Source organism: Dokdonella sp. (genome assembly GCF_041395345.1).
Lineage (GTDB): Bacteria > Pseudomonadota > Gammaproteobacteria > Xanthomonadales > Rhodanobacteraceae > Dokdonella.
Genome location: NZ_JAWLAR010000008.1, coordinates 1 through 25142 on the forward strand (window position 1 = coordinate 1; position 25142 = coordinate 25142).

Annotated in this window: 18 protein-coding genes and 2 tRNA genes; 8 read left to right on the forward strand and 12 right to left on the reverse strand. The window is 60.6% G+C overall.

The features are described from left to right. From R3F00_RS08550 to uvrB, 3 genes are all read right to left on the reverse strand, one after another. The coding region (locus R3F00_RS08550; protein ID WP_371281362.1) for a TGS domain-containing protein at positions 1 to 350 on the reverse strand (350 nt) is incomplete at its 3' end. Positions 351 to 592: 242 nt separating this feature from the next. Further along, positions 593 to 667, reverse strand: a tRNA-Val gene (locus tag R3F00_RS08555). 317 nt (positions 668 to 984) lie between these two features. Beyond that, positions 985 to 3021, reverse strand: a complete 2037-nt coding sequence (gene uvrB / locus R3F00_RS08560; RefSeq protein ID WP_371281363.1) for an excinuclease ABC subunit UvrB — start codon at positions 3019 to 3021, stop codon at positions 985 to 987. Between the two features lie 223 nt (positions 3022 to 3244). Here uvrB and R3F00_RS08565 point away from each other — a divergent pair, with 223 nt between their 5' ends. Then, positions 3245 to 3802, forward strand: a complete 558-nt coding sequence (locus R3F00_RS08565) for a GspH/FimT family pseudopilin (protein ID WP_371281364.1) — start codon at positions 3245 to 3247, stop codon at positions 3800 to 3802. Positions 3803 to 3864: 62 nt separating this feature from the next. Beyond that, positions 3865 to 3941, forward strand: a tRNA-Asn gene (locus R3F00_RS08570). Between the two features lie 223 nt (positions 3942 to 4164). Here the strand turns inward: R3F00_RS08570 and R3F00_RS08575 are convergent. Next, positions 4165 to 5295: an FG-GAP repeat domain-containing protein gene (locus R3F00_RS08575; protein WP_371281365.1), complete on the reverse strand. Its 1131-nt coding sequence runs from the start codon at positions 5293 to 5295 to the stop codon at positions 4165 to 4167. Between the two features lie 571 nt (positions 5296 to 5866). Between R3F00_RS08575 and R3F00_RS08580 the strand changes: the two genes are divergently transcribed. Both R3F00_RS08580 and R3F00_RS08585 read left to right on the forward strand, forming a co-directional pair. Then, a complete protein-coding gene (locus R3F00_RS08580) occupies positions 5867 to 8971 on the forward strand; it encodes an efflux RND transporter permease subunit (RefSeq protein WP_371281366.1) in 3105 nt (1034 codons plus the stop codon). Positions 8972 to 8990: 19 nt separating this feature from the next. Continuing rightward, positions 8991 to 10085, forward strand: a complete 1095-nt coding sequence (locus tag R3F00_RS08585; RefSeq protein WP_371281367.1) for an efflux RND transporter periplasmic adaptor subunit — start codon at positions 8991 to 8993, stop codon at positions 10083 to 10085. Positions 10086 to 10124: 39 nt separating this feature from the next. Here the strand turns inward: R3F00_RS08585 and ppnN are convergent, their stop codons facing one another. The 5 genes from ppnN to grxD form a co-directional block, all read right to left on the reverse strand. After that, complete coding sequence (gene ppnN, locus R3F00_RS08590; protein WP_371281369.1) at positions 10125 to 11525, reverse strand: nucleotide 5'-monophosphate nucleosidase PpnN; 1401 nt, start codon at positions 11523 to 11525, stop codon at positions 10125 to 10127. Positions 11526 to 11699: 174 nt separating this feature from the next. Further along, positions 11700 to 14921, reverse strand: coding sequence for a carboxypeptidase regulatory-like domain-containing protein (locus R3F00_RS08595; protein ID WP_371281370.1), 3222 nt, complete (start codon positions 14919 to 14921; stop codon positions 11700 to 11702). A 408-nt stretch (positions 14922 to 15329) separates the two neighbouring features. Further along, positions 15330 to 15923, reverse strand: a complete 594-nt coding sequence (locus R3F00_RS08600; protein WP_371281371.1) for a YhgN family NAAT transporter — start codon at positions 15921 to 15923, stop codon at positions 15330 to 15332. Beyond that, a complete protein-coding gene (locus tag R3F00_RS08605) occupies positions 15920 to 16699 on the reverse strand; it encodes an SDR family NAD(P)-dependent oxidoreductase (RefSeq protein ID WP_371281372.1) in 780 nt (259 codons plus the stop codon). The genes R3F00_RS08600 and R3F00_RS08605 overlap by 4 nt, the downstream gene beginning before the upstream one ends. Positions 16700 to 16866: 167 nt before the next feature. Then, positions 16867 to 17184, reverse strand: coding sequence for a Grx4 family monothiol glutaredoxin (gene grxD, locus R3F00_RS08610; RefSeq protein ID WP_371281373.1), 318 nt, complete (start codon positions 17182 to 17184; stop codon positions 16867 to 16869). 455 nt (positions 17185 to 17639) lie between these two features. Between grxD and R3F00_RS08615 the strand changes: the two genes are divergently transcribed. Further along, entirely contained in the window at positions 17640 to 18218 is a 579-nt protein-coding gene (locus R3F00_RS08615) for a Fe-Mn family superoxide dismutase (RefSeq protein WP_371281375.1), read from the forward strand. 149 nt (positions 18219 to 18367) lie between these two features. On the opposite strand, the gene R3F00_RS08620 is transcribed toward R3F00_RS08615, so the two are convergent. Both R3F00_RS08620 and purE read right to left on the reverse strand, forming a co-directional pair. Then, positions 18368 to 19525, reverse strand: coding sequence for a 5-(carboxyamino)imidazole ribonucleotide synthase (locus R3F00_RS08620; protein ID WP_371281376.1), 1158 nt, complete (start codon positions 19523 to 19525; stop codon positions 18368 to 18370). A 2-nt stretch (positions 19526 to 19527) separates the two neighbouring features. Then, the gene (purE, locus tag R3F00_RS08625; protein ID WP_371281377.1) at positions 19528 to 20034 is read right to left on the reverse strand and encodes a 5-(carboxyamino)imidazole ribonucleotide mutase; all 507 of its coding nucleotides are present in this window, start codon (positions 20032 to 20034) and stop codon (positions 19528 to 19530) included. Positions 20035 to 20134: 100 nt separating this feature from the next. Between purE and R3F00_RS08630 the strand changes: the two genes are divergently transcribed. The 3 genes from R3F00_RS08630 (at position 20135) to nadC (ending at position 24287) form a co-directional block, all read left to right on the forward strand. Continuing rightward, positions 20135 to 20410 carry a Trm112 family protein gene (locus tag R3F00_RS08630; protein WP_371281378.1) on the forward strand — a complete coding sequence of 92 codons (276 nt, stop codon included), beginning with the start codon at positions 20135 to 20137 and terminating at the stop codon, positions 20408 to 20410. Between the two features lie 279 nt (positions 20411 to 20689). Further along, positions 20690 to 23092: a DUF1631 domain-containing protein gene (locus R3F00_RS08635; protein ID WP_371281379.1), complete on the forward strand. Its 2403-nt coding sequence runs from the start codon at positions 20690 to 20692 to the stop codon at positions 23090 to 23092. A 346-nt stretch (positions 23093 to 23438) separates the two neighbouring features. After that, complete coding sequence (nadC, locus tag R3F00_RS08640) at positions 23439 to 24287, forward strand: carboxylating nicotinate-nucleotide diphosphorylase (RefSeq protein ID WP_371281380.1); 849 nt, start codon at positions 23439 to 23441, stop codon at positions 24285 to 24287. 44 nt (positions 24288 to 24331) lie between these two features. Here the strand turns inward: nadC and R3F00_RS08645 are convergent, their stop codons facing one another. After that, a complete protein-coding gene (locus R3F00_RS08645) occupies positions 24332 to 25135 on the reverse strand; it encodes an FHA domain-containing protein (protein ID WP_371281381.1) in 804 nt (267 codons plus the stop codon). Positions 25136 to 25142: the final 7 nt, after the last annotated feature.

Sequence of the window (25142 nt, forward strand, 5' to 3'; positions counted from 1 at the left end):
AGATCTTCCGGCGTGAACGGGCGCTCGTTCCAGATGTCGTAGTAGAAACCTTCCTCGATTACCGGGCCAATCACCATCTTGGCCTCGGGGAACAGCTGCTTGACCGCATGGCCAACCAGATGCGCACAGGAATGACGGATGATCTCGACGCCCTCCTCGTCCCTGGGCGTGATGATTTGCAGTTTCGCATCGTGTTCGATCCGGTCGCTGGCATCGACCAGTTTTCCATCGACCTTGCCGGCCACGGTGGCCTTGGCCAGTCCGGCGCCAATCGACGCTGCGACTTCCTGCACGCTTACGGCGCTTTCGAACTGTCGAATGCTGCCATCTGGAAGAGTGATATTGATCATGGGATTCTGGTCTCCGGAAACGCAAAAGGCGCCGAAGCGCCTTTTATTTCATGCATTGCTTCGCGTCAGGTTCAATCAGTGGGCTGAGGTTCGCGTCATGGTGATCGTGTTCGTTTGAACTACGGCTCCGAGTGGGTACGACAGAACGTCTGATTCTAGTAACGCGGGTTTCCGTACCACATGCGAAAAAGCCGACATGTCTTTTTCGCTTCGCCGGTCTTTCCCTCGTAACCGGCTACGGTTGGTGGGCGCGACAGGGATCGAACCTGTGACCCCTACCATGTCAAGGTAGTGCTCTACCGCTGAGCTACGCGCCCCTGAATGCGGGGGCGCGCAGACTAACCGACTCTGCGGCGGTGCACAAGTCGGGACTGCCTGGTCGGGTGAAATTGGTTGGGCTCGCCAGTCATTCCCTGCAGCCAGAGGATCCGGCGACTGGCCCCGATCGGGAGTGGGGAATGGGGAGTGCCTGCTGTTCTGGCTATGGAAAGGCAAGACAAGCTGTACAGGAGCGGTTGAAGGCCGAAAAGGCGAGTTCTAGCCACGCGCCGCTTTTACGATTCCCGATTCCCAATTCCCGATTCCCAATTCCCAATACCCTATTCCCTATTCCCTACTCCCTACTCCCCACCCTTCACCCCAACAACCCCTGCTCCCTGAGCCGGTGGAGCTGGTCGCGGGCGCGTGCCGCTTCTTCGAACTCGAGGTCCTGGGCGTGCTTGTACATCTGCGCTTCAAGCTTCCTGATGCGCTGCGCGATCTGCTCCGTGGACAGCGTGCTGTATTCGGCCGCTTCCTCGGCGGCGCGACGCGATTCGGCCGAAATCTTGCCCCAGCGGTCGCGCTTTCCACCGCGACTGGACTCAGCCCGCGCACCTTCCATGATATCGGTGATCTTCTTGCTCACGCCCTTGGGCGTAATGCCATGCTCGAGGTTGTATTCGACCTGTTTGGCCCGGCGCCGGTCGGTTTCGTCAATCGCGACCTGCATCGAGCGGGTAACCCGATCTGCGTACAGGATGGCCTTCCCGCGCAAATTGCGCGCCGCGCGGCCAATGGTCTGGATCAGGGATCCCGAAGAGCGCAGGAAGCCCTCCTTGTCGGCATCGAGGATCGCCACCAGCGAAACCTCGGGCATGTCCAGGCCTTCGCGCAGCAGGTTGATGCCAACCAGCACGTCGAACTGGCCCAGGCGCAGGTCACGCAGGATTTCGACGCGTTCGACCGTCTCGATATCCGAGTGCAGGTAACGCACACGAATGCCGTGCTCTCCCAGGTACTCGGTCAGGTTTTCAGCCATGCGCTTGGTCAGCGTCGTCACCAGCACACGGTCGCCCATGGCGATGCGAGCGTTGCATTCAGAGAGCAGATCATCGACCTGGGTGCGTACTGGCCGAATCTCGACCTCGGGGTCGATCAAGCCGGTGGGTCGCACGACCAACTCGATGACGCTGCCTTCCGATTTCTCGATTTCATACGCGCCCGGAGTCGCCGACACGAAGATGCTGCGCGGCGCACGGGCCTCCCACTCCTCGAATCGAAGCGGTCGGTTGTCCAGCGCCGACGGCAGACGGAAGCCGTACTCGACAAGATTTTCCTTGCGCGAGCGATCACCCTTGTACATTCCACCCAGCTGCGGAATGGTCACATGCGATTCGTCTACCACGAGCAGCGCATCCGGCGGCAGATAGTCGAACAGGGTCGGTGGAGGCTCGCCCGGTGCGGCGCCGGTCAGATGACGCGAATAGTTTTCGATGCCCTGGCAATAGCCGATCTCGGCCATCATCTCGATATCGAACTGGGTGCGTTGCTGCAGACGCTGCGCCTCGAGCAGCTTGTTCGCCGCATACAGTTGCTCAAGACGCTCCTTGAGCTCGACCTTGATCGTCTCCACCGCATTGAGCGTGGCCGCTCGCGTGGTGGCGTAGTGGGTTTTCGGATACACCGTGTAGCGCGGCACCTTGCGCAGTACCTCACCAGTCAGCGGATCGAAAATGGACAGATTCTCGATATCGCCATCGAACAGCTCGATGCGCAGGGCCTCGGTTTCCGATTCGGCCGGAAACACATCGATCACCTCGCCGCGCACGCGATAGGAGCCTCGGCGCAGCTCCATGTCATTGCGCGTGTACTGCAGTTCGGTCAGGTGACGGATCAGCTTGCGCTGGTCGGTATGCTCGCCGCGCGCCAGGATCAGGCGCATCTGCAGATAATCCTCCGGCTTGCCGAGACCGTAGATCGCAGAAACCGTGGCGACAATCAGGGCATCGGAGCGCGACAACAGGGTCTTGGTCGCAGAAAGGCGCATCTGCTCGATGTGATCGTTGATCGAGGCGTCTTTCTCGATATAGGTATCCGACGAAGCCACGTAGGCCTCGGGCTGGTAGTAATCGTAGTAGCTGACGAAGTACTCGACCGCATTGTGCGGAAAGAACTCCTTGAACTCGCCGTAGAGCTGCGCAGCCAGGGTCTTGTTCGGCGCCATCACCAGGGTCGGTCGCTGGACCTGCTGGATCACGTTGGCAATCGTGTAGGTCTTGCCCGATCCGGTCACCCCAAGCAGGGTCTGCCGGGCCAACCCCGCCTCGAACCCGGACACCAGGCGCTCAATCGCCTGCGGCTGGTCGCCGGCAGGGCGGTAGGGCGATTCAAGCTGGAAGCGATCGGTCATTGAGTCAGGAATCGGGAATCGGGAATCGGGAATCGTTGAACACGATACCAACCGTGAGGAGATCGTGCCGCGCCATGACATTTCAAGACTCGAACTCGGCTCCTGGCGAGCCTGGCCTACGTCGACAATCGACTTTTTCCTACAAGCCTCCACGGTAAATGACCATCGTCGCCGATCCGGAGTCTGCCTAGCATTTCAGCACCCCGTCCTCCTCGGAGCTGCCATGCACATTCAACCCAGGCCAGCCGCTGGCGTCACCCTGATCGAGTTGGTCACTGTCATCTCCATCATTGCCGTCCTCTCCGTGATTGCCATGCCGGCACTGGGTAGCCTGAAGCAGGCAGGTGCCTCGCGATCAGCACGCAGCGCCTTGTCGGTGGCCATCAATCAGGCCCGCATCAGCGCAGCCATGCGCAGGCAGCAAGTCGTTGTCTGCCCATCGGCGGACCAGGCATCCTGCGACCGCAACCTGCGCTGGCATCATGGCTGGCTGGTTTTCCTGGATGGCAATCGCAATGGCGAGCACGAGGCCGATGAGGAAATCATTGCCCTGAACCAGGCACAGCCAACCGGCATCGCCATACTCGGGAGCCGTGGTCGCCACCGCATCCGCTACCAGCCCGACGGCACCTCTGACGGCAGCAACCTGACCCTGACCATCTGCGACGGTCGTGGCACCGGCGCCGCGCGCAGCCTGATCCTGAACAACTCCGGTCGTCTGCGCAGCGGCGTTCCTTCGCCCGATCAGGCTGCGGCAGCCTGCTCGGCGATTGGCAGCTAGCTGTCCTGCAAACCAGATTGGGCTTGACGATCCACCGCGATCCCGCGAAAATGCGCGGCTCCGCCCGAATAGCTCAGCTGGTTAGAGCACTTGACTGTTAATCAGGGGGTCGCTGGTTCGAGTCCAGCTTCGGGCGCCATCATTCTCGAAGAGCCGCGAGCGATCGCGGCTTTTTTTTGGAATCTGAACAGCTGTAATGAGTTGGTCGAACCGCGGTGTCATTGTCAACCTGGCGGCGAAGACGTCGCAAGGCTCTGCCAAAGTCGTCAGCAAGGACGTTCGAGCTCAGGAATTATTGACCTGATTCCCGCAAAATGCGCATCAAGGGGAACCGACCATCAAGGCGACCTGCCCACGCCTCTTCAATCAAAACTGTTGCGAAATAGGGTGGTGTTGATGATCGCACTGGAAAGAAACTCGAAGAGCCTGGGACTAAAAATATCCGGCGAACCATCATCGTTGAGATCGGCTATGACCATGTTCTCGCCGCCATGGGCCCCAGAAATCGCCCCCATATCCGTGAACCTTCCGCTGCCAATTGCATTGAATACGTGGATGCCATCAAATCCTGCGGCAACAATCTGAATCTGACCATTTCCATATAGGTCTCCAGCCTCAATTGATGAGGTGTGCGAAGCCACTGGAAACGAAACCACTCGTTCAAAGCCACCCACGCTATTGCCATAAAAAACGTCGACTCTTGGAATCGACCTGTCCAGCAGCGCGACATCCAAACGTCCATCCAAATTGAAATCATCGACGGCCAAGGAGGAGTGCGAGCCATTCGTCCCAACGTAATCAGGCGGGAGAAACGTTCCATCACCGACACCCTTCAGCAATGCGAATGTCGCAAACGTAGAAAATGCAGATACAACTACATCTAATACTTTGTCACCATCTACGTCCTTGATCGCAATGCCCCACGGCAGAAAATTTGGCAATGAATAGTCCATTCGGGCCGCAAATGTTCCGTCGCCCATACCCAAGAAAACAGAAAGGGCCTCGCCACCGGTACTGATGGCGACAATATCAGAACTGTCATCGCCATTGAGATCCGCTGCCTTCACGACGTTGGGATATGCGCCAACTTCGTACTCAACCGGCTCTGCGAAGGTTCCATCGCCATTTCCCAGCAGCACTGACACTATATCGGTGGGATCATCGGACACGCTGCTGATCACCAAGTCCAGATTCCCGTCGGCATTGAAGTCGCCAGAAGCAATTCCTCGCGGCTCTTTGTTGAGGGCAATTTGCGACATCGGAATAAAGTTGCCATCGCCGATACCTAGAAGTATTGAAACCTCCCCCTTGACTGCGGCATTTGTAACAGCAATATCAATCCCGTCGGCTCCATCAAAGTCGCCAACGACACATCCCCATGGGGCGATGCCAGCGTCAAACTCCGGGCCGAGGACGAATGGCAATCCCGCGTGTGCACGCGTTTGCAACAATGTCAGCGAGATGCCAAGCGCACAAGAAAGAAGTCTAACCATGAGTGTAGCTCCCTCCGAAATGATCAATCCTTGAGGCGAGTATAGGTCACCTCCAATGCTCCCAAGAAATTGATTGAGAATTATGTATTGGTGTTTTTTCGGTTACATCAGCTTTGGACGCGGACCAAGAACGAGATGCGTTTCAGGCACAGGATCAGCCTAGCCTCGCCGAGAGCGCACAGCACACCTCGCCTGCATCCCTTTGCTAGAGCCAAGTTGGCAATGAGCGGTCTGCCTCCACGGTCACCACTAGGCGACGGCCCACTCGCTGCGACGTCAAGCAATGCAACTCGGACGAAGCAATTCCCAATCGGACAGTCCAAATCTGACTTCACTGCCAACCAGTAGATGGCTTGTCACTCTCGGAAGAGCTTGGCCGGCCCCCTTTCACAGGTTCGATCTATCAGGACTGCCCGAGTTTGACAGGCATGGAACTTCTTTCTTCGTTCGCAAGTCACTCCAAAACGCGCGAGAAATGGCACATGCATGACCAAAGTAACCCTCATGACCTTTGCCGCATCCAATAAGGTTGGTGGCCGGCGCATGCTGGGGCTGGAGCGGAGGAAATGCCATGCGACTGATCCAAGCATCGATACGAAATCCGATCGCCATCGGAGTGGTGGTCCTGCTGATTTGCGTGTTTGGATTCATGAGCCTGGGCAACCTGCCCCTGCAACTGTTTCCGGATATCGAGCGCCCCAACATCTCGATCTTCACGGGTTGGCGTGCGGCCTCGCCGGAGGAAGCCGAGGCCGAGCTGCTCGAGCCGCAGGAACAGGTCCTGCAGGGATTGCCCGGTGTCGAGGAAATCGAGGGCAACGCCAACAACGGCGGCAGTTTCATCAATCTGACCTTTGCGGTCGGCACCGACATGAACGCGGCCCTGGTCGAAGTCATCGGGCGCATGAACCGCGTTCGCTCCCAGCCCCAGGACGCCGATCGCCCGATCATCCAGCTCGGCGGCGGACAGAATGATTCCAACGACTCGCTGTCATGGTTTTTCGTCCAGTTGCTGCCGGGCACCGAAGGGCCCGTGGAAATCCATCGGCGCTACATCGAGGACGTCGTCAAACCGCGCATAGAGGCGGTTCCGGGTGTCGCCTCGGTCAATGTCAACGCGGGGCCGAATGACGACATCCGGATCACCGTGGACCTCGCAAAGGCAGCAGCCCTTGGTGTCAGCATCCCGGACATCGCGCAAAGCGCCACGCGCGCCACGGATGTTTCCGCAGGCCGAGTCGGTGTGGGTCGCCAGCAATACACCCTGCGTTTTACCGGCCGCTACAAACCGGAAGACCTCGGCGAGCTGGTGCTGGCCTGGCGCGATGGCAAGCCGGTCAAGCTGGGTGATGTCGCAACCATCGAGAAGCGACCACCCGAGCAGCAATTCTTCGTCTACCAGAACGGCAATCCGGCAATCGGCCTGCAGGTGCTGCGCTCTCCGGGAGCCAACGTGCTCGGCACCCTCGAACAGGTCAAGGAAGTGGTTGCCGAGCTGCGCGAGGGCACGCTGAAGGAACATGGGCTCGGCATCGAACAGAGCTATGACTCCTCGCTGTTCATCCATCGTGCCGTCAACCTGCTCACCGAAAATCTGATCATCGGCGCCTTGCTCGCTCTGGGCTGCGTGTTCTGGTTCATGCGCGACTGGCGTGCGACCCTGCTGATCGCGCTCGCAATTCCGGTTTGCCTGCTGGCCACCTTCGGCGCACTCGACGCCGGCGGACGCACGCTCAATGTCATCTCGCTGGCGGGACTCGCGTTTGCGGTAGGCATGGTTGTCGAAGGAGCCATCATCGTCTCCGGCAACATCATTCGCCTCAAGGAAAGCGGCATGACCCCGGTCGAGGCCGCGATGAACGGCACGAAAGAGGTCGTTCCGGCCCTGATCGCATCGACCGTCACCACGATCGCCGTGTTCCTGCCGGTGTTGTTCCTCGCCGATGTGGAAGGTCAGATCTTTGCCGATCTCGCGCTGACCATCTCGATCGCGGTGACGCTTTCGATCATCGTCGCCATTACTGTGCTACCCGCAGCCGCAGGTGGCTGGCTGAAGGCCAAGAAGCTCAAGTCCGGCTACGGCGACGGCTGGCCACGATTGACCAACCTGCTGCTGCGCTGGACCAACAGTCGGCCCAGGCAGATTGGCTGGGTCCTGGGCTTGCTGGTCCTGCCTCTCGCAGCCTGCTGGGTGTTCCTGCCGAAACTCGACTACCTGCCACCGGTCAAGCGCGCTGCCATCGACGTGTTTTTCAGCTTCCCGCCGGGCATGAGTCCGGAAGTCGTCAATCGTGAGATCGGCAACGAGCTGATTGCGCGGCTGCAACCGTACATGGACGGCAAGAAGCAGCCGCAACTGAAGAACTACTACCTCTGGCTGTGGCCCGGCGGCGGCACCATTGGTGCGCGCGTCGTCGAAGAGGATCGCATTGGTGAACTCGAGACGATCATGCGCGACGAGATCATCAAGGGTTTCCCGGATACGCGCGCCTTCGCGACCGAGGGCGAGTTGTTCGGAGGCGTCGGTGGCTCGGCGCGTTCGGTGGCCATCCACCTGCAAAGCGATGACACCCGCTCGCTCGAGCGCGTCGCCGAGGAAGGACGCAAGCTGCTTGAAGAAAAGTTTCCGGGAGCGAACGTCCAGGCGAACCCGAACGCCGACAACACGACGATGGACTTGCATGCCATTCCGAACGATCGGCGCATCGCCGAAGCCGGCTGGGATCGTGCCGCCGTGGGCACGATCGTGCGCACGCTCGGTGATGGCGCCTGGCTCGGCGAATACTTCGACGGTCAGAATCGGCTGCCGATCATCCTGCGCGCGGATGGACGCGAGACGGTCGAAGAGCTGGCCGAGGCGCCGCTTGTGACACCGAACGGTCAGATCGTATCCCTGGGTGAATTGATTTCCCTGGAAAAGACACCAGGGCCTGGCGCCATTCGCCGGCTTGATCACCGCAGGACCGTGACCCTGACCATGGATCCACCGCAAACCCTGTCGCTGGAAGACGCCCTGGCAACGCTCAACAGCGAAGTCGTTCCGGTGCTCACGAAAATGATGCCCAATGGCGGCAGCATCCGACTGGCAGGCAGCGCAAATCGCCTGCAGGAAATTACCGCAACGATGGTCAAGAACTTCGCCCTCGCGCTGTTCGTACTGTTCCTGCTGATGGCAGCGATGTTCCGCTCCCTGCGCGATTCGCTGGTCGTCGTGCTCACCGTTCCCGTCGCCCTTGTCGGTGGCGTGATCGGCTTGCGCATACTTGGCGTCATCGCCTTCCAGCCGCTCGATCTTCTGACCATGATCGGCTTCATCATGATGGTCGGCATCATCGTCAATCATTCGATCCTGCTGGTGGACCGGACCCGTGTCGCCCAGGATCAGGGCTTCAATCTGGAAGACTCGATCGGCCAGGCGCTCAACCAGCGACTGCGCGCGATTGTTGCGAGCACGCTGACGGGAGCCCTCGGCGCCCTTCCCATGGCGGTCAATCCCGGCCCGGGCAGCGTGATCTATCGCGGACTCGCAGCCGTGATCGTTGGCGGCATCGTGGTCTCGATGGTGTTTTCGTTGCTGCTGCTTCCCAGCCTGATGCGCCTGATGGCCGGATGGCGCAAGGCACCCGCTGAAGCGTCCGCACCTGCCGACTCCCGCTCTGTTCCACGCGCCGCCTGAACCCAGGCCAGGATCCCCCATGAATACTCGATCATTGATCATCGCTCTCTCAGCCTCCATTGCGCTGTTCTCCTCCACGATGCAGGCTCGTGCCCAGGGCCCTGCCCCGCCCGCACCTGTCGTTGAGGTCGTCAGCGTCGAACTCACGCCGATCGCCCCCCAGCGCTGGGTGCCCGGCAGTGTGGTCAGCCGCGACGATGCACGCCTGGCCACGAGTGCCAGCGGACGCCTGGAGTTCGTCGCCGAAGTCGGAACCCGGCTCAAGGCCGGCGAACTTGTTGCACAGCTGGAAGACCAGGCCGCAAAACTGCGTCTCGAGGACGCGCAAAGCGAAGTCGCACGGATCAAGGCTCAGGGCGAACTGGCGAGACGCCAGCGCGAGCGTCTGAAAGCGCTGGTATCCAGCAACAGTATCGCGGCCAACCAGCTTGATGAAGCCGAGGCTCAGGTAGCCCAGCTCGATGCGCAATTGCGCCAGGCAGAAGTACGCGTGCGCAGCGCTCGCTACGACCTCAAGCAGACCAGGGTTGTGGCGCCATTCCCCGGCATCGTCACCGAACGCCTTGCCCAGCGCGGCGAGTTTGCCGCCACCGGCACCGCAATCGTGCATCTGGTCAATGTCACGAATCTCGAGGCCAGCGTGCAGGCTCCGCTGGCCATGTCTGCCTTGGTCAAGCCGGGCATGGAATTGTCCGTGCGCGATGGCGACAAGACCTACAAGGAACGCATTCGTGCCGTGATTGCGGTGGGCGACGATCGATCACGCCAGTTCGAGATTCGCATCGCCATGACCAGTCCCGTACTGGTGGGCAATGCGGTGGAAGTCGCCCTTCCCGAACGCGAGGCGGAGAACACCCTGGCCGTGCCTCGCGACGCCCTGGTCGAACGCCCCAACGGCACCTACGTCGTGCGCGTCTCGGACGATGGCAGCAGCGAACGGATCGAGGTAACGATCGGAGCCAGCGACGGTTTCTTCACGGCGGTCGACGGTGATCTGTCCGCCGGCGACAGAATCGTCGTGCGTGGTGCAGAACGGCTCGGTGACGGCCAGAAAGTTCGCGTGGCGTCGTCATCCGGCGGCGCAAGCAGCCCGACAGCAGCATCGGCGCGCTGAAGCGGAGCGGCAATCCGTCCCGGACAGGTCAGATCGTAATCAGTCGGCAGCGATGATCCGGTAACACGGCTCGTAGGCGGCGCCGCCGGGCAGTTTCATGCGCTCCTGAGCGACGAAGCTGGCCAGCAGTTCATCCAGTGCCCGCATGATCTGGTCGTCGCCGCGAATAAGGAACGGACCGTGCTCTTCGATGGCGCGCATGCCCTCGATCTTCACGTTGCCTGCGACGATCCCCGAAAAGGCGCGGCGCAAATCGGCGGCAAAGTCGTGTTGAGCCTGATCACGATTGAGGTTCAGCCCTGCCATGGCCTCGTGAGACGGTCGGAACGGGCGCTGCAAGTCTTCATCGATGCTCAACGCCCAGTTGAAGAAAAAGGCATCCTTGTTCTCCAGGCGATACTCGCGAACCTCCTCGATGCCCTTCGCGATTTCGCGTGCAACCCGTTCCGGATCATCGATGATGATCTGGTAATTGCGTGATACCTCGTCGCCGAGGGCGAGGCGCAGGAAACGGTCAATCTGCTCGAAATACGCGGCAGACTGGCGTGGTCCGGTGAAAACCAGCGGGAAAGGAATGCCGGCATTGGCAGGATGCAGCAGGATGCCGAGCAGGTAGAGGATCTCTTCGGCGGTACCGACACCCCCCGGAAAGACGATGATCGCATGCGCCGTCCGCACGAACGCCTCAAGCCGCTTCTCGATGTCCGGCATGATGATGAGGTTGTTGACGATCGGATTGGGCGACTCCGCGGCGATGATGCCGGGCTCGGTAATGCCGATATAGCAGTTCTTGCGTCTGCGCTGCTTCGCATGGGCGATAGTGGCGCCCTTCATGGGCCCCTTCATGGCGCCAGGACCACATCCGGTGCAGATATCCATGCCGCGCAAGCCCAACTGATAGCCGACCAGCTTGGTGTAGTCGTATTCCTTTCGCGAGATCGAATGCCCTCCCCAGCAGACCACGAGGTTGGGATCCACGTCGGCGCGCAGCACGCGTGCGTTGCGCAGGATGTCGAAGACTGCGTGGGTGATGCCCTCGGATGTCTCGAGATCGAAACTGCCGGCTTCGACCTGGGTCGATACGTAGACGATGTCGCGCACGACGGCAAAAAGCAGTTCGCTGATGCCGCGGATGATCTCGCCATCGACGAAGGCGTGAGCCGGCGCATTGATCAGCTCCAGGCGCACACCGCGATCCTGCTGCACGACCTGGATATCAAAATCAGAGTACAACTCGATCGCCGCGCGCGGATCGTCCTTGGCCTGCCCCTGACTGAGCACGGCCAGTGCGCAACGACGCAGCAGCAGATGCAGGCCACCGGCGCTGGCATCGCGCAGTCGCGCCACTTCCTGGCGAGACAGGACATCAAGTCCGGCAGTGGGCGCAATCCGCGCGTTGACCGTGGCTACGGGAAGTGGCTGAAGCTCTGGGTGTTTCATCAATTTCGCCTGCTCTATCCATGAAGTTGTTTCGCAAGCCGTGGCAAGCCTGCGGCCGACTAGCATCCGCGAAGCGTGGCGATCCGGTCAACACGCAGGCTTCTGCAGCACGCACAAAAAAACCGGCGCCCCCTTGGGACGCCGGCTTGATTTCGACTCAACCGCTCCGATGACTCAGAACGTGTAGCGCACCGTAACCAGTACCGACCAGCGCGACTCGGCCTGGTTGTCCTGCAGCGGCAGGTCAGTCGGGGTGATCAGGTTGTAGACGTACTTGCCGGTATTCGGATCGACGCCGGCAAAGTTGGCCAGCGACTGCCTGTATCCGCCGGTACGATTGTTGAACGGAGCGCTGTAGATCTGCCCCCAGTTCTTGTTCAACAGGTTGCCGACATTGAAGATGTCGAAGCGGATCTCACCCTTGTTGCCTTCGAAGAAGCCCGGGATCTCCTGGCGGAAACTCATGTCGAGCTGGTTGATCCACGGCGACGAATTCGCATTGCGCTTGACCACATCACCCCGATGATCGCTCAGGTCCTCGTTGCCATCGATGGCCGCGAAGAACGTATCGATCTGGGCTTGCGTCGTTCCCGGCGTGTACAGCACGTCATTCTGGTCCAGCGGCACGTAGAACAGGTCGTTGCCGCTGATGCCGTCGCCGTTGGCATCGTTGTTGAACGTCCAGCTGTAGGGCTGACCGGTGTAGCCGTTGAATACGCCCGAGATGCTCGTCACGTAGTCACCGAAGAAGCGGTGCTGCCAGGTCAGGGCGGTCAGGAAGCGGGCTTCAATGTCGTAGTTGGAGCGCTCGGCGATATCCTCGTTCGGATTGAACGTGGCGTTGTTCTGGAAGTTGCTGTAGGCCTGGCTGGAGGTACCCGGATTCACCTCGGTGGCGCGGCCGAAGGTCAACGATGCCGAGCCGAACCAGGTATCCGAATAGGACTTCTGCAACGACAGGGTCAGGTATTGCGCCTTGCCGTTGCTTGTGTTGGTCAGCAGGGTCGACGCACCGCTGAACTCGGGGTTCGCACCGAAGCGCTGGTTGCTGGTATAGCCGCTCGGGTTGTTGGCGCCGACCGGATTGCCATTGCTGCCAATCCATAGATCCGGGGAGTTGTTGCCCCAGTAGTTGATGCGGCCGTCCGGCAACAGGCCGTTGCCCGGGCCGAGGTTGATCGCTTCGTAGCGGATCGCGTTCTCGACGTCCACATAGGCGAACTCGATCGTTCCGACCAGATCCCACCATGGCAGCTCGCGATCAAAGCCGAGGCTGAACTTCATCGCGGTCGGCAGGTTGAAGTCGGGATCGACGACGTCGACCGTCTGCTGTCCGCCACTTGCACCGCAGTTGCTCGGCGGCTGCTGGGTGAACGGGTCCGGATTGAAGCCGCTGCCAGGACCGCAGAAGTAGGTATCCAGGGTCAGGCCATTGTTGGTGTACGGATTGCCCAGCCAGACGCCAGGAGTCACGCCCTCGGTGATGCCGAAGCCACCGCGCAGCTGGGTCAGGCGTTCGGTCTCGAAGTTGTAGTTGAACGAAACACGCGGCTCGATCACGCCATTGCCGTTGACCGTACCCTGGTTGCTGTAGCCGAACGCCTCCTCGAACGACGCGTTGTAGACCGGCTTGCCAGAGACCAGCGGAATGTCATAGCGCAGGCCGTATTGCAGCGAGAAGTTCGGCGTGACCTGCCAGGTGTCCTGCACGAACAGGCCCCACTGGTCGAGACGATAGGCAGCGGCGATGCTGTTGATGTCGCCGTTCGACGGCAGATACAGGGTGAAGCCCGAGAAATCGCCTGCGGCAAAATCGTCGATGCTGGCGAAGTTGTAGGCACCGAACTGGGTGCGTCCGAACAGATTGAAAATCTCGTCGCGTTGAAAGTCCGCACCGGCCTTGATGGTGTGGTCGCCCAGGTACCAGTTGCCGGCGAAGAAACCGGAGTAGGTATCGACGTCCAGCACGTTGTAGTGGCGGAACTGCTCTTCGCCGAGGTTCACGCCGACATTGGAATTGTCGGGTCCGAGACGCACGTTGATCTGCGGCTGCTGGGCAATTACGGTCGGCGTCGAGTTGTAGTTCGAGTAGGAGAACGAGCCTTCGGTGGAGAACGTATCCGTCCAGTCGCTGTACAGGTTCAGCACGTAGCTTTCAAAGTCGCGTGACTGCGTGTACCAGTAGCTCGAGAGTGACAGCGTGCGCGAATTGAAACCACCGAGCACAGGCTGGTCGCTCTTGGTCTTGTTGTAGCGGAAACTGGCGCGATGCTGGTCGCTGATGTTCCAGTCGAGCTTGGCGAGATACAGCTTGCTGACCTGGTTGGCATCGGAAGCCTCGAGATTACCCGGCGTCAATCCGTAGCCATTCGCGATATCGATGATCTGGTTCAGCTCGTCCTGCGTGATGTCGACTTCATTGCTAGCGCCGGAACCAAGCGGGCCGTAGTCCGGTGCCGGTGCCAGCACTTCGTTTTCCTCGTAGCTGAGGAAGAAGAACAGCTTGTCCTTGACAATCGGACCGCCAAGGGTAGCGCCGAAGATCTTCTTTGCACTGTAGCCGGAGAATTCACTCGGCTCGTCGCTGGTCAGGTCCTTGGCATTCGTGTAGGCGTAGTAGGCATTGCCGTGGAACTCGTTCGTACCCGACTTGGTCACGATGTTGATATTGGCGCCAACGGCACGCTTGTTGGTCACATCGAGATTCGCCGTCGACAGGTTGTACTCTTCGACCGCATCGTAGGATATGGGCTGGTTCAGCGCCGGCAGACCGTTGGCTTCGAGGCCGAAGACATCGTTGGTGGCGACGCCATCGATCGTGATGTTGTTGTAGCGGCTGTTCTGGCCCAGGGCAGAAATCTCGCCACGCCCCTTGTTGGTGATGTTGATGTTCGGATCAAGGCGCGCGATGTCCTGAATGGAACGGCCTGGATTCGGCAGTACTTCGAGTTCGCGCTGCGAAATGTTCGTGCTCAGACCCATGTTGCTTGGCTGGAAGATCGCGCCAGCGGCATCCGCGGTAACGGTGATGCCCTCAAGGGTGGGCGCACCCTCGGAGCTGACCACCAGGTCCAGCGTGGTTTCCTGGGACAGGCGCAGATAGACATCGCCCTGGTCGGCGGCGACGCCGCTATCGGTTGATGCGCGCAACTCGAACGGGCCACCGACGCGCAGGCCCTGTGCGCTGTAGCGACCTTCGGCATCCGTTACCACGGTCCGCGTGGTGCCGGACGGAATGTGCACGATTTCGACGGTTGCGCCGGCGACCGGCATGCCATTCGAATCGAGGATCCTTCCGCTGAGAGACGACGAGGTGTTCTGCGCGTAGGCACCGGACATGGCAAACAGCGAAGAAAGCATCAGCGGCAGGAGCCGCTTCGACAGTCGCTTGTTCATTACTACCTTCCTATTGATGATTTGAACTGGATTTGGGCAGGTGCAGCCATCCCGCAGGCGCGCGATGACGAGAAAATCGGGAATACCCCTGGTGTGGTACTAAAACGATTCGGTCAATTCGACTACCCAACGCCGGGCAAGCCGCCGAACACCGTGATCTGTTAACGGGAGTTTAACCTGAGTTTGTGACAGATTTCTAACGAAATCGACGCCAATTGAGCGTCCTTTTGCCGCGCTGCGGCCAGCTCGGGCCGAGCGCGAAATCGGCCTGCGGGGAGCCCCCGCCGGGCGGCACGGGCTTGCACAGACTTTCACCCTGAACGATCAGCCCGATACGAGCACTACTTACCATTCAGGATGAAGTTCGGGAATCCCCGCTGGCAGCCGCTGGGCTGTAGGGGCAGATTGCTAGCCGGCCAGCCTCACGTAGGCCACCGCGCCGTCGAGGAACATCTGCACCGAGAGCGCGACCAGCAGCATGCCCATCAGGCGCTCAAGTGCCACCAGGACACTGTGGCCGAGCCAGCGATACAGATAGGTCGAAGATACGAGCAGCACCGAAGTTGCCAGCCAGGCCAGGAACAGGGCGATACTCCAGTCGACGGTCCGTCCCGGATTGCTGTTGGCGAGGAGCATGACGGCGGCCATGGTCGAAGGTCCCGCGACAGCGGGAATCGCCATGGGGACAATGAACGGTTCGCTGTCGATGTCGCCGCCGAAAATGCCGTCCTTGGGCGGAAAAATCATGCGGATACCGATCAGGAAGAGCACGATGCCGCCGGCGATGCTGACCGACTCCGCCTTCAGTTGCAGGGCGCTGAGCAGATACTTGCCACCGAACAGGAATACGAACAGCACGACCAGCGCGATCAGCAGTTCACGGATCAGGACCAGGCGTCTGCGTTCGGGCGCGACATTCTTGAGTATGCTGAGGAACAACGGAATGTTGCCCAATGGATCCATGATCAGGAACAGCAGGATCCCGGCCGATAACGTGCTCATGAAGAGATTCCGTCGTTGAGGGGACGCAGGTCCAGGGTGTGACCGCGCAGCGCCGTGGCAGCGGGGCTGAGCAGATAGGCTGCAGCGCTTCCCGAGGCGTCCGGCGGCTCCCGCTCCAGTGTGTTCTCGCCGAAGTACGCCATTCTGCGCAACGCCGTTCGCATGGGTGCCGGAAGCAGGCCATGCACGCGCACCGGACCACTCTCGGTTTCCTCATGGGCAATGGAGGCCAACGCAGCGAGACCAGACTTGGCGACGCCGTAGCCACCCCAGTAGGCCTTGCTCACCCGATCCATGTCATCCAGTACGAATACGATGGCCGCATCGGAACTCGCGCGCATCAACGGCAGGCACGCCTGGGTCAATGCATACGGGGCCGTCAAACCGACTTGCAGGGTCCGCAGCCAGCCATCGGGCTTGACCTGGTCCAGCGGCATCAGTCCGTTGAAATGGACCGCCGCGTGGATGATGCCGTCAAGCCGCCCACACTGGAGACGCACGGATTCGGCAAGTCCGGCGTAGTCATCCGGTGCGGCACCTTCGAGATTGATCGGATAGATCGCAGGTTCGGGGACTTCGAGCGCAACCAGCTCGTCGTACAGACCCTCGAGCGCGCGCACCTTGCGACCTGCCAGCACCACCGTCGCGCCGGCACGCGCGCATGCCAGGGCACTGGCGCGGCCAAGGCCGCCGGTGGCCCCTGTTACCAGAACAACGCGCTCGCGCAAGGCGCCTGAATCGGGAACCGGATCTGCGAATCGGATCAACGGCAGCATCGCGCTGGCCCGGTCGGTACATGAGCATGCGCATCGATCGCGCGGGACACCGGGTTCGTGCAGCTTCGTGCAACCGATCCGGCGTCGGGCTCCATCGTCGAACGAGCGGGTTGCCGTGTGGATGCAGGGCGCGAGCGTGCGCGTGCGGTTTTCATGGGAGTTCCGGGTTACGCCTTGTGGAGTTCGCGGACCATGCGCTCGAGCTCGCCACTCTCGAACAACTCGAGCGCGATATCGCAGCCACCGATAAATTCGCCGGCGATGAAAAGCTGCGGAAAGGTCGGCCAGTTCGAGTAGCGGGGCAGATTGGCGCGAACTTCCGGATCCTCCAGCACGTTGACGGAAACAAACGGCGCGCCGAGGCTCTTCAGGGCCTTGGCGGTCCTGCTCGAAAATCCGCACATCGGAAACTGGGGTGTGCCCTTCATGAACAGGACGATAGGGGCGGAGTCGACGGTGGACTTGATGCGCTCGATGATTTCCATGGGGCTCTCGGATGCTGCGATGTTGCACAAGGCCGACGGCCATGGCGGACCGCCCATTTTAGCAGCCCGTTCTGTTTCTGGTTCAGTTGGTGCGCTCCGGATTCGACAACGCCCGCTACGTGATGCGGCCATTGCGAAGTCCGTCTGCGCGCTGACCGGCTTCACCTAAACGACTGTATTTCTTGGAAACAGCGGGTATTCGCAACGCCCTCCAGCTGCGCCACGAGACGTGCCAGGACAACCAGTCCTCGCTGCGCGTTGCAGCTCGAAAGGCAGACCGTGCGGATCTCCCGACGGTTGTGCCGCATGTTCAGCCTTGCCTTGATATCCTGCCCGGCCAACAGAATCTGTTGTCGGGAACGACAACAATTCATGTTCCATGCCATCAAACCCTGCGATCATTCGCAGTCAGGCTCAACCAGAAATTCCACCCACCAACGGCTAAGGAGAACCCAATGGCTATCGAGCTTCCCGCACTTCCATGGGCCCGAGACGCACTCGCACCGCATATCTCGGCCGAGACAATCGATTTCCATTATGGCAAGCACCACCAGGCCTATGTAACCAACCTCAATAACCAGATCGCCGGCACAGAGTTCGAAAAACTGGAGCTTGAGGAAATCATTCGCAAGGCGTCCGGAGGCATGTTCAACAATGCCGCCCAGATCTGGAACCACACCTTCTACTGGAACTGTCTGGCCCCGAATGCCGGCGGCGAACCCGAGGGCAAGTTGGCGGATGCCATCAACAAGGCATTTGGCAGTTTCGCCAAGTTCAAGGAAGAGTTCACCAAGACATCCGTCGGAACGTTCGGCTCAGGCTGGGGCTGGCTCGTTCAGCGCCCGGATGGCTCGCTCGCTCTGGCCAGCACGTCCAACGCCGCCACACCGTTGACCGGCTCCGACCGTGCCCTGCTCACCTGCGACGTCTGGGAGCACGCCTACTACATCGATTACCGCAACGCGCGCCCGAAGTACCTCGAGGCGTTCTGGAATCTGGTCAACTGGAAATTCGTCGAGAGCCAGATGGCTTAGTGCGCGGGAATCGCGTGCCCTTCAAATGAGATCGAATGGGCGGGTCTCGGACCCGCCTGCTCTTCGGTAGCTTTCGAGATGCCGAACAGGAGCGGATGGGTCCGGAGCCCTATTGCTGCGAAAGACCGGCCTTCGGGCATGGATCTCGATCACATGCCACGCGCTGTCGCTTCATTGCTTGCCGCAAGCGCAGCGATGACCGGTGCCACGTGATCTTCGCGATCCAGGGCGCGGCCAATGCGTTGCAGTCGCTGGATCAGTTCTTCATTGCTATCGGCACAGATCGTGGCATGCCCAACCTTGCGTCCTTCGCGCGGCGATTTTCCGTAGTCATGCCAGTGCGCGCGGGCTTCTGCCAGGATCGGCGTCGCGTCCGGCAGTTCGCCGACCCAGTTGAGCATGGCGGCCGGCCCGAGTGCCTCGGTGTCGCCCAGCGGCAGGCCAATCACGGCGCGAACGTGGTTTTCGAACTGACTGCAAGCCGTGCCTTCAATGGTCCAGTGCCCCGAGTTGTGCACGCGGGGCGCCATTTCGTTGCCAAGCAGTCGACCTTCGCAGAAAAAAAGCTCCAGCGCGAACACGCCGACATAGTCGAGGCGCTCGGCGAGTGCGCGGGCCCGCGCCACGGCGCGTCGCTCGATGTCCTCGTCAACCTTGATGGGTGCGAAACTTGCCGAGAGGATGCCATCCCGGTGCCAATTGCGCGTAAGCGGATAGTGGCGGAATTCGCCACTGCGCGAGCGTACGGCGATCACCGACATCTCGCTGTCGAACGGCACGAATGCCTCGAGAATCAGGGGCACGCTGCCGAGCGCCTCCCAGGCCGACTCGATGTCCGAATGCTGCTTCAGGATGGCCTGCCCCTTGCCGTCGTAGCCAAGGCGGCGCGTCTTGAGAACGGCAGGCAGCCCCGTCTTCGCGACGGCAGCACGCAAATCGTCGATGCTGTCCACTGCGGCAAACACCGGCGTTTCCAGGCCGATCTCGCCAAACAGGTTTTTTTCGAGCAGGCGATCCTGGGCCACGGACAACGCGGCGGGGTTCGGAAACACGCGAGTGTGCGATGTCAGCCACTCTGCGGTTTCCGAAGGAACATTCTCGAAGTCGAATGTGGCGACATCAATCTGGCTGGCGAATTTTTCGAGCGCGTCAAAATCGCGCCAGTCGGCCTTCAGCAAGGGGGCGACGTGGGACGCGCACGCATCAGGTGCGCTGTCGACGACCAGAAATCGATGCCCTAGCGGCGCTCCGGCGATAGCCAGCATGCGCGCCAGTTGCCCGCCGCCGAGGATTCCAATTGTTGCCATGCCTAGTCCTTGCGTGGATCGGGATGCGCGAGCACCTTGTCGGTCTGCTCGCGACGGAAACTGTCAATGCGTGTGGCAAGATCCGGATCGCTGTTGGCCAGCATCGAAGCCGCACACAATGCCGCATTGATTGCGCCAGCCCTTCCAATGGCAAACGTGGCCACCGGAATACCGGCCGGCATCTGCACAATCGAAAGCAGGGAATCCATGCCGTTGAGAGCCTTCGACTGGACTGGAACGCCAAGCACCGGAATGCGCGTCTTCGCGGCGAGCATGCCGGGCAGGTGCGCCGCGCCACCGGCACCTGCGATGATCGCGCAAAGCCCGCGACCGACTGCTGCCTGCGCGTATTCGAACATCTGGTCCGGCGTCCGATGTGCCGATACCACACGAACTTCGTGAGGGATCCCCAACTGCTCCAGCGTTTCCACGGCGTGACCCATGGTTTCCCAGTCGGACCGGGAACCCATTACCACACCTATTCGAGGACTCTTGGCCTTGTCGATCATGGTCGTTGCGCTGGAAAATCGCTATTGTACGCATATTGCCGCGCACTTTCGGCCACCTTTCCGGTCGGCCCGACCCACCGCGCGCACCGGAACCCAAGCAATGGACAAACACCTGCTCGACATTCTTTGCTGCCCTCAGTCGAAGACACCCGTTCGCGCGGCCCGTCGCGACGAAATCGAGGCTCTCAATCGCGCCGTCGCGGGTGGCGCGCTCGTCAACGTTGCCGGAAAGGCGGTTCTGACTTCGTTTCCCGATGCCTTGATTACACGCGACGGCAAGACGGTCTATCGCGTCGAGGATGACATCCCTGTCATGCTGGCCGATGAAGCCGTTTCAACCCTGCAATTGACTGATTTTCCGGGCCGGGAATCCTGACCCGGGCGGACCCTGGCGAGGGGCGTCGGTCTGACGCCCCGGATCGGAATTCCGCTTCGACTGGCTGGCCGATACCGCGCAATCCGCGCTGCCTCCCTTGCCCCTGACTGACGGCCGTTTCGCAGCCGGGAAAATTCCAACACCAGGGCTGCCTGACCGACCCTGCGAATTGTGAAGTGCGTCACACTCGCGCATCTTCATGCACATGAAGCTGGAGCGAGCATGAGGCAAGCTGTCATCCTGATAACGGCCGGCGCCTGCGCTGCCGAGTGAGGTCCCATGTCCACACCTGAAGACAAGCCCAGCAAGGTCATCGAACTGAAGCAGCGCCATGGCGGTGCGGCAGGGTCTGACGAACGCCTGGGAGAACTCCTGAAGCTGGTCCGGGGAATCGCGCTGAAGCGCGTCAACGGGCTGGTCAGCACACTGTTTGAAAACGTCGATGACGCCCTCTTTCATCTGGCAGAACGCGCAGAAAGCAATGCCGTCCAGGTCCAGTTCTTCGATGGCATGCGCGAAGTCCGCAAGAAGCGGCAATTGGTGGAGCGGAAATTTCAGGAGCAACTGTCCCAGATATTCAACGAATTCGCCGACGGCAAGCTGAAACCGGTGCGACCCGAGGTCGCAAACCCGTCCAGCGGCGGCCTTTCCCTCGTTGATGACCAGGAGCTGGAAGACTCCCTGGCCGTTTCAAGCATGGTTGCGAAGGCCGAAAACCGCCTCTCGCGCACCCTGCATCTGGTCAACCAGCGCCTGGCCGTAATCATCGGTGGCGCTGCCGTGGAAGATGCCAACAACCCGATTGGTCCCGCTCCGCTGTGTCAGGCGTTTCGCGTCGCAGTGCGCGAGTTCGAGTTGAACGTGCAGGTGAAGCTGATCATCTACAAGCTGTTCGATCGCTACGTGATGAGCGGCCTCGAACCCCTCTACGAGGAAGTCAACACGGAATTGATCCGGGCCGGGGTCCTTCCGCAAATTCGTCACCAGCTTCCACAATCGGGACGTCCGCGAAGCAGTGGTCCTGCGCGCGCTGCACAAGGCATGGATCCTTCGGGACACGGTGCCGGCGAGCAGGATGGCTACGCCGGATCCGGCTACCCGGGTGGTTCGTACGACCCCGTCGCCGCCGAGCTGCAGGCCGAGCTCTACAGCACCTTGCGCAACCTGCTGGCCAATCGCAGGCATTCATCGGATCACCTCGTCGGTGGCGACGGCTCGGGCTACTCCGGCGCGGGCGGCGGCCAGATGGCGCCCAATCTCAGCCCGACGGATCTGCTCAGTGCATTGTCGATCCTGCAGAACCAGAGCCAGACCAACCAGATCCATGCCGAGAGTGTTGCCGATGCAGCCAAGGCGGTTCAGCAGATCAAGCAGGAACTGCTCGACCAGGCACACCGGCTCGGCGGTACGGACAGCAGTGGTTACAGCGTTTCTTCTGCGGACGAAGACACCATCGATCTGGTCGGCATGCTGTTCGAGTTCATCCTCCAGGATCGCAATCTTCCGCCGCAGATACAGGCGCTGATCGGTCGCCTGCAAATTCCGTATCTGAAGATCGCGATTCTCGACAAGCATCTGTTCGCCCAGAAGACACATCCGGCGCGGCGCCTGCTCGACGCGATGGCTGAAGCCGGCAAGAGCTGGTCGGCGGAATCCGATGTCGACAACAAGCTGCATGATCGAATCAAGGCCATCGTCGAAACCGTGCTGTCCGACTTCGATGACGATCTCTCGGTCATAGAACACGAGCTCGCAGGATTCGAACAATTCCTGCATCAGCACAAGCGACGCGCCGAACTGGCCGAACAACGTGCAGCGGAAGTGACCCGAGGCCGAGAGAAACTGCATACGGCTCGCCGGGACGCCGCGCGTGAAATTCTCAGCCGGATCGGCAACCGGGAGCTTGCACCGGTCATCCACAACGTCCTGTCGCGGCCGTGGGCGAATTATCTGGTGCTGACCGATTTGCGCCATGGCAGCGGCTCCGACGAATGGAAAAATGCGCTGCGTTTTGCCGACGAGTTTGTCTGGAGTTCGCTGCCAAAGAAGACGGAAGCAGAAAAGACGCGCCTGCGCTCACTGTTGCCCCAGCTTGAAAAGGCGTTGAAACATGGCCTGGGAACGGTTGCCTACCATGAAGGCGATGTGCGGGCACTGATGCAGGAGCTCTCGCAGTTCTACCAGAAGCTGCTCAATGGCGAATCCTTCGAGCTAAAGACCGCCGAGGAAGTCATCGCGGACAATGCGGCGGTTGACGAGTCCTCGGAGCAACCGGAATCGACTCCATCGACGCAGAGTCCGGTTGAGGAAATCGTCCTCTCTTCCGGCTCGGTCGAGCCCGAAGCCAGCGAAACGGTTGACGAGGAAGACGAGTTCATCGAGTCCGCCCGACAGATGAAGGTGGGCAACTGGATCGAATTTGTCGACGAGGAAGGCAACCGGGAACGTGCCAAGCTTTCCTGGATCAGTCCGATCAGCTCGAGGTACCTTTTCGTCAATCGCCGCGGCCTGAAGGTTTGCGACAAGAGCGTCACCTCGCTTGCCGTTGAACTACGACGGGGATCGGCGATTCTGCTCGAGGAAGTGCCATTGTTCGATCGCGCCCTGGACGCCATCGTCGAGAAGCTTCGACAGACTCATTCCGGAGGCGAAGCATCGGCGGCACCGCCAGCATCTGCGTGATGCGGGTGGACCCTGGGCCCTTGCCTCGTTATGCGTGTCCGGCATCTTCCGCCCGGGAATTCCGGAAGGCGACGCGGCGGGCAGCCATGGCATGCCTGTCGTTGCCATCGACTCCTGATTCGACCCTTGTATAGTATGGGATTGACGCTATTCACGATTCTCCCGTCAGCGCGCGCTGGTTGCCGCTGCCACCTCTTGCAGACATGGTCGAAAGGCATGCTTTCCGGAATCCGACCTGCTTCGTGATGACTGAGTGCCGCAACCCTGCAGTGACATGCCTCGATCCGGTCATGGCTCGCCGACCCATTGCCCCCGATTTTCCGAATTGACCCTCCCGCGAATGAAAATGAACCCCGCCGATCCAGAGATTGTGCTTACCGATGTGCGACGCGCGCTGTCCGAAGATATCGGCAGTGGCGATGTGACTGCTGATCTGTTGCCGAAGGACTACCTGGCCCGCGCTCGCGTCCTGACCCGTGAATCCGCCGTCATCTGCGGTCAGGACTGGTTTGCCGCCTGCTTCTCCGAAATCGATCCCCGGACCGAAGTGGAATGGTTGATCGAGGAGGGCTCGGCTGTCGCGCCCGGACAGTTGTTGTGTCATGTCAGCGGGCCCGTGCGGGCACTGGTAACCGGCGAACGCAGCGCCCTGAATTTCCTGCAAACCCTGTCCGCCACGGCTACGGTGACTGCGCAGTACGTGGAAGCGATCAGAGGCACGCGAACTCGCATTCTGGATACGCGCAAGACTCTGCCCGGCCTTCGTCATGCGCAGAAGTACGCGGTGCGAATCGGCGGTGGTTACAACCACCGCATAGGTCTGCACGACGCTGTGTTGATCAAGGAGAACCATATCGCGGCGGCCGGCTCGCTGGCTTCGGCGGTGGCCACGGCGCGGCGATTGCACCCATCCATCATGGTTGAAGTCGAAGTCGAGAACTTCAGCGAGTTGCGCGAAGCCCTGCTTGCAGGTGTCGATCGCATCATGCTCGACGAATTCGAACTGGATGAACTGGTCCAGGCAGTGGCAGAAGTGGATGGACGCGTTCCACTGGAAGTTTCGGGCGGAGTCGGCATGGAGAGGGTTCGTGCGATTGCAGAAACCGGTGTCGACTTCATTTCGATCGGCGCACTGACCAAGCATGTGCGCGCAATCGACCTTTCCATGCGAATCGAACTGGATTCTTCCACCTGAAAGGCGCTGTCCAGGCGGTCAGCGCTTTCGGTCCGCTCCGTTTTTCAGAACTTGCCCAGATACTTCATCACCCCGACGCCGATGGCAGCCAGAGCGACCACGGCGCCAATCACCCACCATATTGCCGCTCCACCGGAATCCTTGCCGGTCTCGACGACTTCCTCGACCGGATTGGCGCTTGCTGCCGGAGGCTGGCTTCCCGGAGCAAGCAGCAGAAACCTGACCGTGTCGAGTCTAAGTTCATCACCCGGCTTGAGCATGCCCGTATGCACGCGCTTGTCGTTGATCCAGGTGCCGTTGGCTGATCCGAGGTCCTCGACCATGACCCCTTCGGCAGTGACCTGAAGTCGTGCGTGATGGCGGGAAATCTCCTCGGCCTGAATGGGAATGCCGCAATCGCTTTGACGGCCGATGGTCATGGTTCCCATCAGCGCGAAATTTCGCCCGAAAGTGGTACCGGACACGCCTCGCAGCATGAACTTCGGCAAGGCCATGCGAACGCGCGTCCGTCCATCCCCTTCATCGACTGGCTCGACCTTTGGCGGCGGAGCAGCGGCGACCGGCTTGTCCAGCGCAACAACCCGGCATCCGATCCGTCCGAACAGGAGCAGATCGCCGGGCTTCAGCGGGCTTTCCTGGGCGATCTGTCGGCCATTGAGTACGGTGGCTACGCTCTGGTCGCGAATGCGTACCGTTGCCTTGCCATTGCGTACCTCGACATCACAGTGATTCACGGCCACCCCTGGCGCCACAAGGACGACCTGGCAGTCGCTGCCGGAACCGATCTCGGTGATCCCCTCACCCAGATCCACCGCGGCGTGTTCACCATTCGGGAATATCAACTTCATCGCATCT

Coding starts and splice junctions, on each gene's coding strand:
- uvrB (WP_371281363.1), bottom strand. CDS start 3,021: ATGACCGATCGCTTCCAGCTTGAATCGCCCTACCGCCCTGCCGGCGAC.
- purE (WP_371281377.1), bottom strand. CDS start 20,034: ATGATCGACAAGGCCAAGAGTCCTCGAATAGGTGTGGTAATGGGTTCC.
- R3F00_RS08600 (WP_371281371.1), bottom strand. CDS start 15,923: ATGAGCACGTTATCGGCCGGGATCCTGCTGTTCCTGATCATGGATCCA.
- R3F00_RS08630 (WP_371281378.1), top strand. CDS start 20,135: ATGGACAAACACCTGCTCGACATTCTTTGCTGCCCTCAGTCGAAGACA.
- R3F00_RS08615 (WP_371281375.1), top strand. CDS start 17,640: ATGGCTATCGAGCTTCCCGCACTTCCATGGGCCCGAGACGCACTCGCA.
- R3F00_RS08620 (WP_371281376.1), bottom strand. CDS start 19,525: ATGGCAACAATTGGAATCCTCGGCGGCGGGCAACTGGCGCGCATGCTG.
- R3F00_RS08635 (WP_371281379.1), top strand. CDS start 20,690: ATGTCCACACCTGAAGACAAGCCCAGCAAGGTCATCGAACTGAAGCAG.
- R3F00_RS08605 (WP_371281372.1), bottom strand. CDS start 16,699: ATGCTGCCGTTGATCCGATTCGCAGATCCGGTTCCCGATTCAGGCGCC.
- R3F00_RS08595 (WP_371281370.1), bottom strand. CDS start 14,921: ATGAACAAGCGACTGTCGAAGCGGCTCCTGCCGCTGATGCTTTCTTCG.
- R3F00_RS08575 (WP_371281365.1), bottom strand. CDS start 5,295: ATGGTTAGACTTCTTTCTTGTGCGCTTGGCATCTCGCTGACATTGTTG.
- R3F00_RS08585 (WP_371281367.1), top strand. CDS start 8,991: ATGAATACTCGATCATTGATCATCGCTCTCTCAGCCTCCATTGCGCTG.
- grxD (WP_371281373.1), bottom strand. CDS start 17,184: ATGGAAATCATCGAGCGCATCAAGTCCACCGTCGACTCCGCCCCTATC.
- R3F00_RS08565 (WP_371281364.1), top strand. CDS start 3,245: ATGCACATTCAACCCAGGCCAGCCGCTGGCGTCACCCTGATCGAGTTG.
- nadC (WP_371281380.1), top strand. CDS start 23,439: ATGAACCCCGCCGATCCAGAGATTGTGCTTACCGATGTGCGACGCGCG.
- R3F00_RS08645 (WP_371281381.1), bottom strand. CDS start 25,135: ATGAAGTTGATATTCCCGAATGGTGAACACGCCGCGGTGGATCTGGGT.
- ppnN (WP_371281369.1), bottom strand. CDS start 11,525: ATGAAACACCCAGAGCTTCAGCCACTTCCCGTAGCCACGGTCAACGCG.
- R3F00_RS08580 (WP_371281366.1), top strand. CDS start 5,867: ATGCGACTGATCCAAGCATCGATACGAAATCCGATCGCCATCGGAGTG.